Annotated in this window: 15 protein-coding genes; 12 read left to right on the top strand and 3 right to left on the bottom strand. The window is 70.0% G+C overall.

The window, feature by feature from the left end:
• Nucleotides 1-89: 89 nt before the first annotated feature.
• Nucleotides 90-605 carry a DUF3515 family protein gene (locus tag ACFVV5_RS07860; RefSeq protein ID WP_387241528.1) on the bottom strand — a complete coding sequence of 172 codons (516 nt, stop codon included), beginning with the start codon at nt 603-605 and terminating at the stop codon, nt 90-92.
• 24 nt (nt 606-629) lie between these two features.
• On the opposite strand from ACFVV5_RS07860, the gene thiL reads away from it, so the two are divergent.
• Entirely contained in the window at nt 630-1631 is a 1002-nt protein-coding gene (gene thiL / locus ACFVV5_RS07855; protein ID WP_387241524.1) for a thiamine-phosphate kinase, read from the top strand.
• Nucleotides 1632-1681: 50 nt separating this feature from the next.
• Here thiL and rsmD read toward each other — a convergent pair whose 3' ends face one another.
• On the bottom strand, nt 1682-2251 hold the full coding sequence (rsmD, locus tag ACFVV5_RS07850) for a 16S rRNA (guanine(966)-N(2))-methyltransferase RsmD (RefSeq protein ID WP_387242363.1): 570 nt from the start codon (nt 2249-2251) through the stop codon (nt 1682-1684).
• A 49-nt stretch (nt 2252-2300) separates the two neighbouring features.
• Here rsmD and ACFVV5_RS07845 point away from each other — a divergent pair, with 49 nt between their 5' ends.
• The 10 genes from ACFVV5_RS07845 to mutM all read left to right on the top strand — a co-directional run bounded on the left by ACFVV5_RS07845 (nt 2301) and on the right by mutM (nt 12920).
• Nucleotides 2301-3041, top strand: a complete 741-nt coding sequence (locus ACFVV5_RS07845) for a hypothetical protein (RefSeq protein ID WP_387241521.1) — start codon at nt 2301-2303, stop codon at nt 3039-3041.
• A complete protein-coding gene (locus ACFVV5_RS07840; protein ID WP_387241518.1) occupies nt 3038-5239 on the top strand; it encodes an ATP-dependent DNA helicase RecG in 2202 nt (733 codons plus the stop codon). Before ACFVV5_RS07845 ends, ACFVV5_RS07840 begins: the two co-directional genes overlap by 4 nt.
• A gap of 87 nt (nt 5240-5326) precedes the next feature.
• Nucleotides 5327-5809, top strand: coding sequence for a pantetheine-phosphate adenylyltransferase (gene coaD, locus ACFVV5_RS07835; protein ID WP_387241515.1), 483 nt, complete (start codon nt 5327-5329; stop codon nt 5807-5809).
• Nucleotides 5806-6870 (top strand): AAA family ATPase, encoded by a 1065-nt coding sequence (locus ACFVV5_RS07830; protein ID WP_387241512.1) that lies wholly within the window; start codon nt 5806-5808, stop codon nt 6868-6870. The genes coaD and ACFVV5_RS07830 overlap by 4 nt, the downstream gene beginning before the upstream one ends.
• Before the next feature lie 33 nt (nt 6871-6903).
• Nucleotides 6904-8187 (top strand): DUF58 domain-containing protein, encoded by a 1284-nt coding sequence (locus tag ACFVV5_RS07825; RefSeq protein WP_387241509.1) that lies wholly within the window; start codon nt 6904-6906, stop codon nt 8185-8187.
• A complete protein-coding gene (locus tag ACFVV5_RS07820; protein ID WP_387241506.1) occupies nt 8180-10450 on the top strand; it encodes a transglutaminaseTgpA domain-containing protein in 2271 nt (756 codons plus the stop codon). The genes ACFVV5_RS07825 and ACFVV5_RS07820 overlap by 8 nt, the downstream gene beginning before the upstream one ends.
• A 99-nt stretch (nt 10451-10549) precedes the next feature.
• Entirely contained in the window at nt 10550-11056 is a 507-nt protein-coding gene (locus ACFVV5_RS07815; protein WP_387242360.1) for a YceD family protein, read from the top strand.
• A gap of 2 nt (nt 11057-11058) precedes the next feature.
• Nucleotides 11059-11262 (top strand): 50S ribosomal protein L32, encoded by a 204-nt coding sequence (gene rpmF / locus ACFVV5_RS07810; RefSeq protein WP_387241503.1) that lies wholly within the window; start codon nt 11059-11061, stop codon nt 11260-11262.
• Between the two features lie 10 nt (nt 11263-11272).
• The gene (gene rnc / locus ACFVV5_RS07805; RefSeq protein WP_387241500.1) at nt 11273-12004 is read left to right on the top strand and encodes a ribonuclease III; all 732 of its coding nucleotides are present in this window, start codon (nt 11273-11275) and stop codon (nt 12002-12004) included.
• A complete protein-coding gene (gene mutM, locus ACFVV5_RS07800; protein ID WP_387241497.1) occupies nt 11982-12920 on the top strand; it encodes a bifunctional DNA-formamidopyrimidine glycosylase/DNA-(apurinic or apyrimidinic site) lyase in 939 nt (312 codons plus the stop codon). Before rnc ends, mutM begins: the two co-directional genes overlap by 23 nt.
• Before the next feature lie 131 nt (nt 12921-13051).
• On the opposite strand, the gene ACFVV5_RS07795 is transcribed toward mutM, so the two are convergent.
• A complete protein-coding gene (locus ACFVV5_RS07795; protein ID WP_387241494.1) occupies nt 13052-14140 on the bottom strand; it encodes a GNAT family N-acetyltransferase in 1089 nt (362 codons plus the stop codon).
• A gap of 233 nt (nt 14141-14373) precedes the next feature.
• Here ACFVV5_RS07795 and ACFVV5_RS07790 point away from each other — a divergent pair, with 233 nt between their 5' ends.
• Nucleotides 14374-15576 (top strand): branched-chain amino acid ABC transporter substrate-binding protein, encoded by a 1203-nt coding sequence (locus ACFVV5_RS07790; protein WP_387241491.1) that lies wholly within the window; start codon nt 14374-14376, stop codon nt 15574-15576.
• Nucleotides 15577-15597: the final 21 nt, after the last annotated feature.

The following is a 15597-nucleotide window of genomic DNA, read 5'->3' as shown; positions in this document are numbered from 1 at the left end:
GCCCGGCCCCGCCCCGGCCACCAGCCCGTCGAGGGGTGGCCAATGCAGCCGAAACCGCGGGTTCAGGGTGCGTTCGCCACCCCTCGGCGCTAGCGGGAGGGCGTGGGGGACGGGGTCGAGTCGGTGTCGAGGGTCGAGAGGCACTTCTGGGTCTGCTTGATCGCGGCGATCGCGCCCGAGAACTCGGGCAGCACCGCCGCATCCGAGACGCCGGAGACGTGGTCGATGATCACTTCGGTGGCCGGAGTGCGCCCGAACGTCTGGTAGACGATCGTCTTGGCCGCCGGATCGGTCATCAGCACCCAGTCGATTCCGCTCACAGTGATGCACGGCTTGGTCGTCGGCCCGATCGGCGGCACTCCGCAACGCAGCAGGACGGCCGCGGGGTCGCCCCACGCGCCGGTCGCCTGCGCGTTCGTCTCCCGCTGCGCCTTGCCGGCGACCGTGTCGGGCAGGCGCACCGAGACCTCGGCGCAGCCCGGATCGTTGGCGCCGGACGCCGGGTCGAGCGACACCGTCGGCGTGCATCCGGTAAGGGCGAGGAGAGCGGCGGCGAGCACGGGCACGGCAAGGGTCACCGCGCGTGCGGTGTGGCGTCTGGGCATCGGTTTCAGGCTACCGTTTGATGCATGACGATGTCTGGGAGCGGAACGGCCGAGGTGACGCTCGGGGAGGCGTCCGAGCGGGAGGCGCTCAAGCGGATCTTCCCCCGTCTGCCCGCCTCCTCCGCGACCATCGTCGGACCGGGCGACGACGCCGCCGTGCTGTCTGCTCCGGATGCCCGCTACGTCGTCACCACCGACATGATGGTGCACGGACCGGACTTCCGCTGGGCGTGGTCGACCCCGTACGACCTGGGCTGGAAGGCCGCGGCGACCAATCTGTCCGATATCGCGGCGATGGGCGCCGTCCCCACCGCACTCGTCGTGGCGATCGCGGCGCCGTCGAGCACGCCGGTCTCCGACCTGGAGTCGCTGGCCGACGGCCTGCGCGACGGCTGCGCTGCCCTGGCGCCGGGCTGCGGTGTGGTCGGCGGAGACCTCTCGGTGTCCGACACGTTCACGATCGCGGTCACCGCGTTCGGCGACCTCGCCGGCCGCGAGCCGGTGCTGCGCAGCGGGGCCCGAGCGGGCGACGTGGTCGCCGTGTCCGGGCCGCTCGGCGCCGCCGCGACCGGACTGCGGCTGTTGTTCGCCCGCGCGGTGGACAGCGCCGGCGAGCCGGACCGTGCGCGCTTCGAGGAGGTGCTGCGCGAGCATCCGGAGCTCGTCGGCGCACAGTTGCGGCCGGCGCCCCCGATCGGCGACGGTCCACGGGCGGCGGATGCGGGAGCGACCGCGATGCTCGACCTCAGCGACGGGCTCGCGCTCGACGCCCGCCGGGTCGCCGAGGCGAGCGGGGTCGGCATCGACCTCGACCCGTCGGCGCTGGGCGACGACGTCGAGGTGGCGTTGACCGGGGGAGAGGACCACAGCCTGCTCGCGACGTTCCCGGCGGGCACCGCCCTCCCGGGCGGCTTCCGGGCCATCGGTGCCGTCGTGAGCGGCGCGGGACTCTCGGTGGGCGGGCGTCCGTTCGACGAGCGGGGCGGATGGGACCCGTACGTCGGCTGGGACGGCCACGGGGGCTGAACCGGCGGCTCGCCCCTGGCGGCTGCGTGGGCCCCGGGGTCACCGAGCGGCTACTGCTCCGGCTCGAGCCACCACAGGGTCGTGTCGCCGTACTCCTTCTGCCGGTCGAGCACGAGACCGGCCGGAAGGGTCGGCTCACCCGAGCGGGTGCTGCGCTCGACGCACACGATCGCGTGCGGCGACAGCCGGTGCACGAGCGTGGTGAGCGTCGCGAGGAGCTCGGCGTCGTCGAGCTCGTAGGGCGGGTCGATGAACACCAGGTCGTAGGTGGAGCCCGACCCGGTGAGGAAGGTCTGCACCGCCGTCGCCCGCACCTCGATGGAGGGCGCCGCGCTGCGGGGGGCCGCTTTGAGCACGGCGGACGCGTTCGACCGGCAGGTCGCTGCTGCCTCGGCGCTCCGCTCGACCAGCATCACGCGGGAGGCTCCACGGCTCGCAGCCTCCAGCCCGAGCGCGCCGGAACCGGCGTACAGATCGAGCACGCGAGCACCGCGCAAAGCGTCTCGCGCCTCGAGGGCGGAGAAGATGGCCTCCCGCACCCGGTCGCTCGTGGGGCGCGTGCCGTTCTTGGGCACCTGGAGACTGAGCGAGCCGGCGAAACCGGCGACGATACGAGTCATGGTCATTCGAGCCTAGCGGCCAGGGCATCCGGACCACGAAGATATGAGGATGGACGAACGACTCGACCAGAGCGAGCTCGACGCCCTGTGGAACTTCGACGACCCGATCGCCTCCGCGGAACGTTTCGCGCAGGCGGCAGCCGAACCCGACCGCTCCGAAGTGGTTCGCGCGGAACTCGAGACGCAGCGCGCGAGGGCGTTGGGCCTGCAACAGCGCTTCGACGAGGCGGAGGCGCTGCTGGACTCGCTGGAGCCCGGAATCGGCCAGCTCGGGATCCGCATCCCGCTGGAGCGCGGTCGTCTGCGCAATTCGGCCGGCCGGTCCGCCGAGGCCATCCCGCTGCTCGAGGAGGCGCTCGCCAACGCGCGCCGCGACGGTGACGTGTTCCTGGCCGTCGACGCTGCGCACATGCTCGCCATCGCCGACCCGGAACGGTCGGCGGAGTGGACGCGCGCCGGGCTGGCCGAACTCGAGAACACCCGCGACCGGCGCACCTGGCGCTGGGCGATCAGCCTGCACAACAACCGCGGATGGCGTCTGTTCGACCAGGGCGCGCCCGCCTCGGCGCTGGAGGAGTTCGCGAAGGCGCTGACCGTCGCACGCGAGGACGGCACCGACGACCAGCTGTTCTGGGCCGAGTGGACGCTCGCGCGCTGCCTCCGCGAGGTCGGGCGCACCGGGGAGGCTCTCGCGATCCAGACCGAGCTGGCCCGCAAGCGACCCGAGGATCCTCACGTGCAGGAGGAGGTCGCCGCTCTGACGGCGGGGACGCATACGATCGAACCATGAGTTCCGTCTCCACGCCCGCCGTCGAGGGCGCGATCACCCTCGACTCCAAGCTGAGCGGCGTGCTCGGCGGGCGCACGTCCTCGGCGTTCGAGAAGGCGTTCGGGATGCGTTCCATCGCCGATCTGCTCAGCCACTATCCGCGCCGCTACGCGAAGCGCGGAGAGCTGACCGCCCTGGCCAACCTCCCGATCGACGAGAACGTGACGATCGTCGCCGAAGTGCTCCGAGTGCAGGAACGCCCGATGCGGGCGCGCCGCGGCTCGATCCTCGAGGTGAAGATCTCCGACGGCGAGGGCATTCTGACCCTCACCTTCTTCAACCAGGCCTGGCGGTCCAGAGACCTGGTGCCGGGCGTGCGCGGCATCTTCGCCGGCAAGGTCTCCGACTACCGGGGAGCGCTCCAGCTCGCGCATCCGGACTACGAGCTCTTCGAACCGGATGAGGTCGCCGGGCTGGCTGCCGGCACTGCGGCCGCGAAGAACTGGGCTCAGACGCCCATCCCGATCTACCCGGCCACCGGCACGGTCGCCAGCTGGCAGGTGCAGAAGGCCGTCGCCCTCGCGCTCGACGCGCTGGGGCCGGTCGACGACCCGGTTCCGGATGCTGTCGCCACCCACCGCGGACTCCTCGCGTTCCGCGACGCCCTCGAACGCATCCACCGTCCCGAGAAGGACTCGCACTGGCAGCGGGCGCGCGACGCTCTTCGGTTCCAGGAGGCCTTCGTGCTCCAGGCGGCACTGCTGCAGCAGCGTGCCGCTTCGCGCTCTACGGCGACGACGCCGCGCGCTGCCGTCCCCGGTGGCTTCCTGGAGCGTTTCGACGCCGCGCTGCCGTTCACGCTCACCGACGACCAGGCGACGGTGGGTGGCGAGATCGCGCGCGATCTCGCCGACACGGCTCCGATGAACCGGCTGGTGCAGGGCGAGGTCGGCTCGGGTAAGACGCTGGTGGCGCTGCGGGCGATGCTCGCCGTGGCCGACTCCGGAGGTCAGGCCGCGCTGCTCGCGCCCACGGAGGTGCTGGCCGGGCAGCATCTGCGTTCCATCGTCGGGGTGCTCGGGCCCGAGCTGGCTGCCCGGCTGATGCCGACGCTGCTGACCGGTCAGCTCACCACCGCCGAGCGCAAGAAGGCCTTGCTGCGCACGGTCTCGGGTCAGGCCCGCATCGTGGTGGGAACGCACGCGCTGCTCGGCGACGCCGTCACCTTCTTCGATCTGGGCCTCGTGGTGGTCGACGAGCAGCACCGGTTCGGAGTCGACCAGCGCGAGGCGCTACGGGCCAAAGGAGGAACGCCGCCGCACGTGCTGGTGCTCACGGCCACGCCGATCCCGCGAACCGTGGCGATGACAGTGTTCGGCGACCTCGACGTCTCGACGATCGCGCAGCTCCCGGCCGGCCGTCAGGGGATCGAGAGCTTCGTCGTGCCGCTCGCCGACCGCCCGGGCTGGGAGCGCCGCATCTGGGAGCGTGCCGCGGAGGAGATCTCGAAGGGCCGTCAGGTGTTCGTTGTCTGCCCGGCGATCACGGGCAAAGACGTCGAAGACGACGGCGAGGAGGTGGAGCCGGAGGAGGGTCCCACTCGCCCCATCGCCAGCGTCGAGACGGTGGCGGCCCAGGTGCGCGCCGACCCGCTCTTCGCGGATGCCCGGATCGGCGTGCTGCACGGCCGGCTGCCGTCCGATGTCAAAGACGAGGTGATGCGGTCGTTCGCCGCAGGCGCCCTCGACCTGATCGTCGCGACGACGGTGATCGAGGTGGGCGTGGACGTGCCGAACGCGTCGGCGATGGTGATCCTCGACGCCGACCGGTTCGGGGTGTCGCAGTTGCACCAGCTGCGCGGCCGCGTCGGTCGCGGCGGCGTCCCGGGCATCTGCCTGATGGTCACCGGCGCCGAGCAGGAGACGCTCGCGCGCGAGCGCGTCGAGGCGGTGGCGGCCACACTCGACGGGTTCGAACTGGCGAACATCGACCTGGAGCTGCGGCGCGAAGGCGACGTGCTGGGGAGCAGGCAGTCCGGCGGCCGTTCGTCTCTGCGGCTCCTCCGGGTCGCCAGCGACGGGGAGCTCATCTCGGAGGCGCGGACCGCCGCGCAGGAGACGCTGGAGACGGACGACGGGCTGGCCGGACATCCGGCTCTCGCTGCCGCGCTCGCGCGACGCCTCGACGAGAGCGAGCGGGCCTTCCTCGGCAAGTCCTGACCGTTCGCCCGGTCGTGACACGCCCGCAACATTTCGGTAACGGATTCACAACGAATTGCAGGGTATGCCGGGATAGTCTGAAGGTCTATGAACAGGATCGCCGTTGTCCCTGGATCGTTCGACCCGGTCACCCTCGGGCATCTCGACGTCATCGAACGTGCCGCGGGCCTGTTCGACGAGGTGCATGTGCTCGTGGTCCACAACCCCGACAAAGGCGCGCTGCTGCCCATCGCCCAGCGCGTCTCGCTGCTCGAGCGGTCCATCGAAGACGCCGGCATCACCGGCAACATCGTGGTCGCATCCTGGAGCGTCGGCCTGCTGGTCGACTACTGCACGGACGTCGGGGCGCACGTGCTGGTCAAGGGCATCCGTTCGCAGATCGACGTGGCCTACGAGACGCCCATGGCCATCGTCAACAGAAACCTCGCGGCGGTCGAGACGATCTTCCTCCTCCCGAATCCCGCGAACGCCCACGTCTCCAGTTCGCTCGTGCGCCAGGTCTCGGCGCTCGGCGGCGACGTGAGCCCGTACGTCCCTTCGGCCGTCTACGAGTATTTGCAGGAGACATGAACAGTTACGCGACGCGTCAGCCAACCGAGTCCACTGTCGCCCCGGACGAGGTGACCGGCGAGCCCTCTGTGGGCATGGACCTGGTGGAGCTGCGACGCGCCGCGGAGCAGATCACCGACAATGTGGAGTCCGTGATCGACGGCAAGCACGACGCGGTCACGACGGCGCTGACGGTGCTGCTGGCCGAGGGGCACCTGCTCATCGAAGACGTGCCGGGCGTGGGCAAGACCATGCTGGCGAAGTCGCTGGCGAAGTCGGTGGACTGCACGGTCAGCCGCATCCAGTTCACTCCCGACCTGCTGCCGAGCGACGTCACCGGCGTCTCGGTCTACAACCAGGCCGAGCGCCGATTCGAGTTCAAGCCGGGCGCCGTGTTCGCCAACATCGTGATCGGCGACGAGATCAACCGCGCGAGCCCCAAGACCCAGTCGGCGCTCCTCGAGTGCATGGAGGAGCGGCAGGTCACGGTCGACGGCTCCACCTACCCGCTGTCGGCGCCGTTCATCGTGGTCGCCACTCAGAACCCGGTGGAGATGGAGGGCACATACGCCCTGCCGGAGGCTCAGCGCGACCGGTTCATGGCGCGCATCGCGATGGGCTACCCCGACGACGAGTCGGAGCGGGCGATGCTCGACTCGCGCGATACGTCCAGCCCGCTCTCACGGATCGGTCCGGTCGTCACCTCCGAGCAGCTGCGGGCCATGATGGCCACCGCGCGCGGCGTCTTCGCCTCCCTGCCCGTGAAGCAGTACGCCGTCGACATCGTGCGAGCGACGCGCGAGGACCGCGATCTGCGGCTCGGCGGCAGTCCCCGCGCGACGCTCCAGCTCGTGCGGGCCGCCAAGGCGAAGGCCGCCCTCGAGGGTCGCGACTTCGTGCTGCCGGACGACATCGACTCCCTGGCCGTCGCCGTTCTCGGCCACCGCCTGCTGCCGACGAGCCGGGCACTGGGCCACCACCACGAGAGCGCGCCGGTGATCGCGGACATCGTGAGGCGCGTCGTCGCCTCCACGCCGGTGCCGGTGGGCTCCGGCGCGATCGGGTCGGGCCGGGCGGACTGAGCCGTGCCGCGACGTCCTCGTTCCTCGTCGCCCGTGCGCAAACCACGGCCGACCGTGCGGGGCTGGGGTCTGTTCGCCGTCGGAGTCGTCGCCCTGCTCGCCTCGGCGTACTTCGGCCGCACCGACGTGCTGTTCGTCGGCCTCTTCTTCACCGTCCTGCCGCTGGCCGCCATGATCTCGGTGACCGTCGACCGGCCGCGCCTGACGGTCACCAGGAGCTTCCACCCCGACATCGTCGGCGTCGGCGAGGTCGCGACCGTGGTGACGACGGCGCGCAACGAGTCGCCGCGTCCGAGCCCGCCCGCCCAGTGGCGGGAGTTCGCGCCGCCGGCCGTCAGCGTGCAGGCCGCTGCGCCCTTCCCGCGGCTCGGCGCACATCAGGTGAACGTGACGCACGGACGCGACACGATCGTGCTGCGCCAGGATGTCCGCGCCCTGCACCGCGGCTCGCATCCGGTGGGCCCGCTGATCGTCAGCCGCACCGACCCGTTCGGACTGGCCTACGCGGAGTACGCCCTCGGCCACCCGCGCCAGTTCGTCGTGACGCCGCGGGTGTCGTCACTTCCCGGAGGCGACCTCGACATCGCCCGCAGCGAAGGCACCGAGCACGAACTGCTCCGCCACAGCATCCCGAGCGCCGACGAGCTGATCGCCCGCGAGTACCGGCCGGGCGACCCGCTGCGCCGGGTGCACTGGCGGGCGACGGCGCGACACGACAAGCTGATGGTGCGCCAGGAGGAGCGGCGCAGCAACCCCGAAGCCTGGCTGCTGTTCGACACTCATGTCGGCGCCGGCCCGGATGCGGAGTTCGAGACGCTCGTGGAGATGGTCGCCTCGGTCGGCGTGCATCTGCTCGACGAAGGGTTCGTGGTGAGCGTGGTCGAGACCGGGCCGCGGCAGCTCTCAGGACGCTCGGGCGCCGGCCGCACCGGCACCCTCGGCTCGGCGACGCCGACCTACGACGTGGGCAGCGCCGATCGCCTGCTGCTCTCCGATCTGGCGGCGGTGGAGCAGAGCGTCGAGGGTCGTGACGACGCCGTGGCCGAGCTCGCGGCTGGACTGCGCCGGTCCGGACGCGCGGTCCCCGTGTTCGCGATGCTGCTGAGCGGCTCGGTGGACGAACTGGGCGCGCTGGCGGCGGTACGGCCCATGTGCGACCCGGCCGTCGCGTTCATCGGTGCATCGGCCCCTCCGGCGGTGGGCGAAGTGCTCGCCGACGCGGGCTGGCTGTGCGTGCCGTTCGGCGCCGGGGACGACCCGGCGGACAGCTGGCAGCAGGCCCTCGTGCGCCAGCGGGCAGGTGCCCACCATGGTTAGCGAGTCGGCGGTCGGCGCGGCGAGCATCCCGCGCGTCCGCACCAGGCGGATCGGCTACTGGCGGCTCACCGGAGCCCTGATGCTCCAGATGCTGGCCGTGAGCTTCGCGCTCATCGGGCTGATCGAGGGCGGCGGCTGGTGGTTCGCGCTGATGTTCTCGGCGGCGCTCATCCTGGTCGCCGGCGCCGGGCTCCGGATGCTCGGAGTACCGCGCCGCATCGTGCCGCTGCTCCAGCTCGCCGAGTTCGCGATCATCATGACCGTCGCGTTCGGACGGGGGACCGGGCTGTTCGGCCTGATCCCGACCCCCGCCACCTTCGCCCGCTTCGGCGACATCGCCGACCAGGCCATGCTCTCCATCTACCAGCAGGGGACACCGTCCCAGGCGCTGCCGGAGTTCATGTTCCTCGTGGTGGGAGGCGGCTGCCTGCTCGCGCTCGTCCTCGACACCGCCGCGATCGCGTTCCGCGTCCCGGCTCTGACCGCCCTCGGGATCGCCCTCGTGCTGGTCGTCCCGGGTGCACTCCTCGGAGACGGCCTCGACCCGTTCGCGCTCGCGACCAACGCGGCCGCCTTCCTGTGGCTGCTACGGTGCGACGTCCGCACCAGGCGACCGGGAACGGCCCGGCCCACGGCATCCCTCTCGATCTCCGCCGCGGCGATCGTGGTCGCCCTCGTGCTCGCCGGCACCGCGCCCGGCTTCGACCGCGGGGGAGCATCGTCGTTCACCGCCGGCGGCATCTCGATCGGCGGAACCGTCACTCCGCTGATCGACCTCGGCCGCGACCTGCGCCGCCCGGCCGCGGTGCGCGCGCTCACCTACACGACCACCGCTCCCAGCGGTCAGTACCTCAAGCTCGCGTCGCTCGACCAGTTCACCGGCTCGGTGTGGAAGCACCGCGAGCGCGACACCAAGCGCCTGCCCGCGCGCAACACGATCGGCCCCGTCTTCGGGCTGTCGGACACGGTGAAGACCACCAAGATCACCACGAACATCCAGATCGACAACATGCAGAGCCGCTGGCTCCCGGTGCCGTACCCGGTGCAGGGCGTGAAAGGGCTGAACGGCACCTGGTCCTGGGATCCGGACGACCTGACGATCGGCGGCGTGAACACCACGACGCAGGGCCAGAACTACACGGCGACCAGCGTCATCCTGCAGCCGACCGCGCAGCAGCTGAAAGACGCGGGCGGATTCATCCCGGCGTCGGTCGAGCGCGACCTGTTCCTGCCGCCGCAGCTGCCCGCGATCATCACCTCCACCGCACTCGCGGCGACGGCGGGCTCGCTGTCGGAGTACGACAAAGCCGTCGCCCTGCAGGACTACTTCCGCGACAACAACTTCGTCTACTCGACGCAGACTCCGCTCAAGCAGGGCTACGACGGTGACGGCGCGCGGGTCATCGCCCGGTTCTTGGAGCTGAAGAGCGGCTACTGCGTGCACTTCGCGTCGGCGATGGCGCTGATGGCCCGCACGCTGGGCATCCCGTCGCGCGTCGCAGAAGGCTACCTGCCCGGCGCGACCAACGGCGGGACGGCGAACAACCCGGGGCAGTACACGGTGACGAGCGACGACCTTCACGCGTGGCCCGAACTGTACTTCGCCGGCGTCGGCTGGGTGTCGTTCGAGCCGACGGTGGGCCGGGGGACGATCCCGACCTACACGCGGCCGGAGAGCCTCACCCCCTCGAACGCCCCGGCCCCCAACTCGACCTCCAGTGCGGCCGCCCGGCCTCTGGTGCCGACCGACCCGGCCAACACCGGGAGCGCGACAGGAGCGACCGCGGCAACTCCGTTGCAGCCGATCCTCTCCGGTGTCGGCGTCGGGCTGCTCGTGGTGGCGCTCCTGCTGACGCCCGCCGTGCTGCGCCGCATCCGGCGCCGCAACCGCCTCAGACGCCTTACCGACGAATGGGGCGGGGCCTCCGTGGCGTGGGACGAGCTGAGCGACACGGCCCGCGACCTCGGCTGGGCGGTGCCGGATACCGAGACGCCGCGCGTCTTCGCCGATCGCGTGGCCGCCGCCGTTGCGGGCACGCCGGGGGAGGAGGCGGTGAGACGGCTCCTGGCGGTGCGTGAGCGGGACGCCTACGGTCCGCCCACCCGGGCGACGGCCATCGGGCTCTCCACGGATCTCGAGCGCGTGCTCGGCGCGCTGGAAGAGCAGGCCGGGCGCGCGCTGCGGGTGAAAGCGGCCCTGATTCCGGTCTCGCTCATCCCTCCCACCTGGACGCCAGCCCAGAGTGCGCGCGGATCGGCCTGAGTGCGGCCGCGCATCCGCGTAAAATAGTGGATCGTGACCAAGTTCAAGACCACTCCGTACACCCTCAATGTGTACGACATCGTCCACCGCCCGGGGGAGATGCGAGAGCAGACCATCGCGCTGCCCGTCGCGGCGAAACTCGGCGAGGGGCTGGTGAGCGTTCCCGAGGGTGCGACCATCGACCTCGACGTCCGGCTGGAGTCGATGCACGAAGGCATCCTGGTCTCCGGCGACGCGCAATCCACCGCCGTCGGGGTCTGCGGACGATGCCTGATCGACATCGAACAGCCTGTCCAAGTCGATTTCCAGGAACTTTTCGCGTATTCTTCTGACGAAGCTTTTGATTTTGAGGTTCACGACGACCACGTGGATCTTGAACCTCTGATCAGGGACGCGGTAGTGCTGGCACTGCCGTTTCAGCCGGTGTGCCGGCCGGATTGTCCCGGACTCGATCCCGAGACCGGAGAACGACTGGCGGATGTACCGGACCGCAAACCCCAGGAATCCACCGATAGCCGGTGGTCTGCGCTTGCGGCATTCCAGGCTTCCGACAACGTGAAGCAGGACGTTCCTGCCGACATCGACATAAACCGAGAAGAGAGATAGTCATGGCTGTTCCGAAGCGGAAGCAATCGCGCGCCAACACGCACGCCCGTCGTTCGCAGTGGAAGGCCGAGGCCCCCACGCTCGTCAAGACCATCGAAGGTGGCAAGGTCACCTACAGCCTGCCGCACCGCGCCAAGGTCGTCGAGGACTCCGCAGGCACCGCCCTGTTCCTCGAGTACAAGGGCCGCAAGGTCGCAGACGTCTAACTCCAGCGCGATGGCCGGCACCGAATCCCTGAACCAGGGCAGTACCGACCGCACCGCACTCATCGAGAAGCTCGGAGTCGTCATCGACCCCGAGCTTCTCGAGTTGGCGCTGACCCACCGTTCGTACGCGTACGAGCACGGGGGCATCCCCAACAACGAGCGTCTCGAGTTCCTCGGGGACTCCATCCTGGGTCAGGCGGTCACGGTCAAGCTGTTCCGCGAGAATCCCGGGCTCGACGAGGGCGACCTCGCCAAGCGACGGGCCAGTCTCGTGAGCTCGGTCGCACTCGCCGAAGTGGCGCGCGCCATCGGCCTCGGCGAGTACCTCCTGCTCGGCCGCGGCGAGAACTCGAGCGGCGGCCGCGACAAGGCGTCGATCCTCGCCGACACGGTCGAGGCGATCATCGGCGCGGCCTACCTCGACGTCGGGGGCGAGGAGGCCACTGCGCTCGTGCTGCGGCTGGTCGAGCCGCTGCTCGACGACCCGAGCCGGTTCGGCGCGGCCATGGACCCCAAGACGAGCCTGCAGGAGGCCGCGGCGCACCGCGGAGCCGGCCTGCCCGTCTACACGGTGACCAACACCGGTCCCGACCACAGCAAGACCTTCCACGCCACCGTCGAGGTGACCGGGCTCGTCACCGCCACTGGCGAGGGGACCAGCAAGAAGCAGGCCGAGATGTCTGCCGCTCTCACCGCGTGGACCGAGCTGACCAGGCGCCGTGCCCGAGCTTCCCGAGGTTGAGGTCGTCCGCGCCGGACTCGCTCCGGCGGTGAGCGGCGCGACCATCCTCGGCGTGGAGGTCTTCGAGCCCCGGTCGCTGCGCCGCCACGATCCGGTCGGCGGCACGTTCGAGGCACTCGTCACCGGCCGCACGATGGCGACACCCGTCCGGCGCGGCAAGTTCCTCTGGATCCCGCTCGAGGGCACCCGGCAGGCGATCGTCGCCCACCTGGGGATGAGCGGGCAGATCCTGCTGCGCGAGCCGGGTGTCGTCGAGAACGGTCTGCTGCGCATCCGGTTGCACATCGAGACGGCGCCGTCGCAGGCGGGCCCGCGACGTGAGCTCTGGGTGAACTTCGTCGACCAGCGGATCTTCGGCTCGATGGCGGTCGACGCCTTGGTGCCGACCGCCGACGGAGCGCCCGGCGGGCTCGGCACCGAGGAGGCCCTCGTGCCCGCCCAGGTCGCACACATCGCCCGCGACCCCCTCGATTCCGCCTTCGACGACGCCGCCTTCGCCGCCGCGCTCGGCCGGAAGAACACCGGCGTCAAACGGGCACTCCTCGACCAGTCGCTGATCAGCGGCATCGGGAACATCTACGCCGACGAGGCCCTGTGGGCGGCCAAGCTGCATTATGCCCAGCCGGTGCGGAGCCTCAGCCGGGCGCGCATCCGGACTCTGCTCGCCGAAGTGCGGACGGTGCTGTCCAAAGCGCTTGCGGAGGGCGGCACGAGCTTCGACGCCCAGTACGTGAACGTGAACGGCGCGTCGGGCTACTTCTCGCACAGTCTGAACGTCTACGGCCGGGAGGGCGAGCCGTGCCCGCGGTGCGGGACAGCGATCGTGCGCGAACAGTTCATGAACCGGTCGTCGCACTTCTGCCCGCACTGCCAGAAGCTGCGGCTGCCCCGCACGGCGCCGGCTGGGGCATCCTGAGCGCTCGCGCGGCCGCACGGGTCCTGTTTTCAGGAGATCAGCGCGCCCTGCGACCGTCACCGCCTGAATTCAGGAACATCCGGCGCCGGGCGGCCGAATTCTCCTGAATTCAGGCGGTGTGTCGTGGCGGCTCAGGCGATGGTCTTCTGCCAGTTGCCGGTGAGGCCGTGCAGCTCGAAGCCGAACGCGTCGTTCACCCGCAGCATCGGCGCATTCTCGTCCGCGTTCCACGTGAGCACGCGCCGGATGTGCGGGGCGTGCTCCGCGAGGCGCTCCAGGTTCCGCAGCTTCACCAGCGTGCCGAGCCGATGGCCCCGGTGGTCGCCGGCCACCAGGGTGTCGTACTGTTCGGCCTTGTCGCCGTCGTCGGGCACCGCGATCTCCGTGTACGCCACGAGACGACCGCTCGGGACGTGCTCCGCCACCGTCACGAGCAGCGGCTCGCTGCGCGCGATCAGCTCGGCCTCGTGCCGGCGGACCCGGTCGGCCGTCCACGCCTCGTCGTCGAGGGCGATGCCGGTCTGGGGGACGTCGACGGTCATCCGTTCCTTGAGCGCGGCGAACTCGGTCACGAGCTCGTCGGGGGCGGTCCGCCACCAGCCGAGCGTGCGGTAGTCGGCCGAGTGGGCCACCGCATCCGTCAGCAGCCTGTCGTGCCGCTCGGCCGGCATCGGCAGCGCGAGGCTGCTCGAACGCTCGATCTGGCCGAGCCGGTACCCGTGGTGCTGGGCGAAAAGCACGTCGGGGGAGTCGGCGGGCAGTCCGCTCGGGCCCGCCGCCGCGCGAACCACAGGTCCCTCGTGCAGCGTGGCCGCCGGATGCTCCGTGTAGGCCGAGATGGCAGTGCGTCCGCCGTCCAGAGCGAGGTCCTCGCCCCGCGCCAGCAGAGCCGAACCGATTCCGCGGCCGCGCATGGCCGGCACGACGTCGACCAGGATCGTGGCCGTGACCGCGTCCTCTTCGAGGGGGAAGTCGGCGACCACCCGGCCGACGATCACGCCGTCGACGATCGCGACGAACAGCAGCTTGTCGTGGAAGTCCTGCGCCTGGAACGACGCCAGCTCGGCCTCGGCCGTGTACACGAAATCGTCGTTCCGCCAGAGAGCCATGGCGACGCCGTTCATGACGCCGACCAGCTCTTCGAAGGCGACGGAGTCGGGGGTGCCCAGACGCGCGGGGATGCGGAGCTCTGCGATGATCGGCTCGGCCCTCGCGTGCATCCGTCGGCACCTCCTCGTGCTCCCCGAACCTCTCAGCTTAGTGGGCGGCCCCGGGCCGTCGCCAACACGAAGAGATTTGGTTTCAATCGTGTAAATCTGCATGTCGAAGTTGGTAACGATTAGTTGCACTGCATGTAGTCTCAGCACACATATTCGTGGTGCGAAGCGGCAACCACGCCGCTTCGTAACGGATTCACGTCGAGAGGCAGAATCAGATGTTACGGAAGAAAGTCATGACAGGTGCGGCCGTTGCAGCGGCGGTCGCGCTCTTCCTGGCGGGGTGCGCCAATACGGCGTCTACCGGTGGGTCGTCGAGCAGCTCCGGGAAAGTCAACATCCCGGCGATCACCTCGGTCGAAACTCCGGCTGGCGCGGTGCTCCCGGCCGGAGACGGCAAGGCCACCTGTCCGGCCGGCTTGACCATCGGTTATGTCGGAGCGGAGACGGGCCCCAACGCCCAGCTCGGCATCAACATCTACAACGGCGTCCAGCTCGCGATCGACCAGCACAACAAGGCCAACACCGGCTGCCAGGTCGCATTCAAGAAGTTCGACACCGAAGGCGACCCGAACAAAGCGACCGGTCCGGTCACCCAGGCGGTCAACGAGAAGGACATCATCGGCGTCATCGGCCTCCCGTTCTCGGGCGAGTCGAAGGCGACGGGAAACATCTTCGAGCAGCAGGGCCTGGTTCACATCACCCCGTCGGCGACCAACCCCGACCTGACGAAGAACGGTTGGACGACCTTCTTCCGCGGCCTCGGCAATGACGCCGTGCAGGGCCCGGCAGCGGCGAAGTTCCTCACCGGCAAGCTGCAGGCCAAGAAGGTCTACCTGGTCCAGGACGACTCCGACTACGGAATCGGCCTCGCCACCACGACCTCGCAGGCTCTCGGCGACGCCCTCGTCGGCACCGACAAGGTCACGACCGGCCAGAAGGACTTCTCGGCGGTGGTCTCCAAGATCATCAACGCGAAGCCCGACGCGGTCTACTACTCGGGCTACTACGCCGAAGGTGCTCCGTTCGACCAGCAGCTCGTGAACAAGGGCTATACCGGAACGTTCGTCGGACCTGATGGCGTGAAGGACGACCAGTTCATCAAGCTGGCCGGCGACGCGTCGAACAACGCGTTCTTCACCTGCCCCTGCATCCCGGGCGAACTGATCCCGTCGTTCGAGAGCGCCTACAAGACGCTCGCGAGCGCCGAGCCCGGAACGTACTCGATCGAGGGTTACGACGCCGCGACGGTCCTCCTCTCCGGAATCGACCAGGGCAAGACGACCCGCGCCGACCTGAAGTCGTTCGTCACGTCGTACGACAAGGACGGCCTGAGCAAGCACTACAAGTGGGACTCCACTGGTGAGCTGCAGGCTCCGACGGTCTACGGCTACAAGGTCGAGAACGGGAAGATCGTCCCGATCGGAACCATCGGCTAAGGCGACACTGGATGCCGCGGG

This window comes from Leifsonia sp. NPDC058248 (assembly GCF_042881905.1).
GTDB lineage: Bacteria > Actinomycetota > Actinomycetes > Actinomycetales > Microbacteriaceae > Leifsonia.
This window is presented reverse-complemented; position numbering and strand designations above follow the sequence as displayed.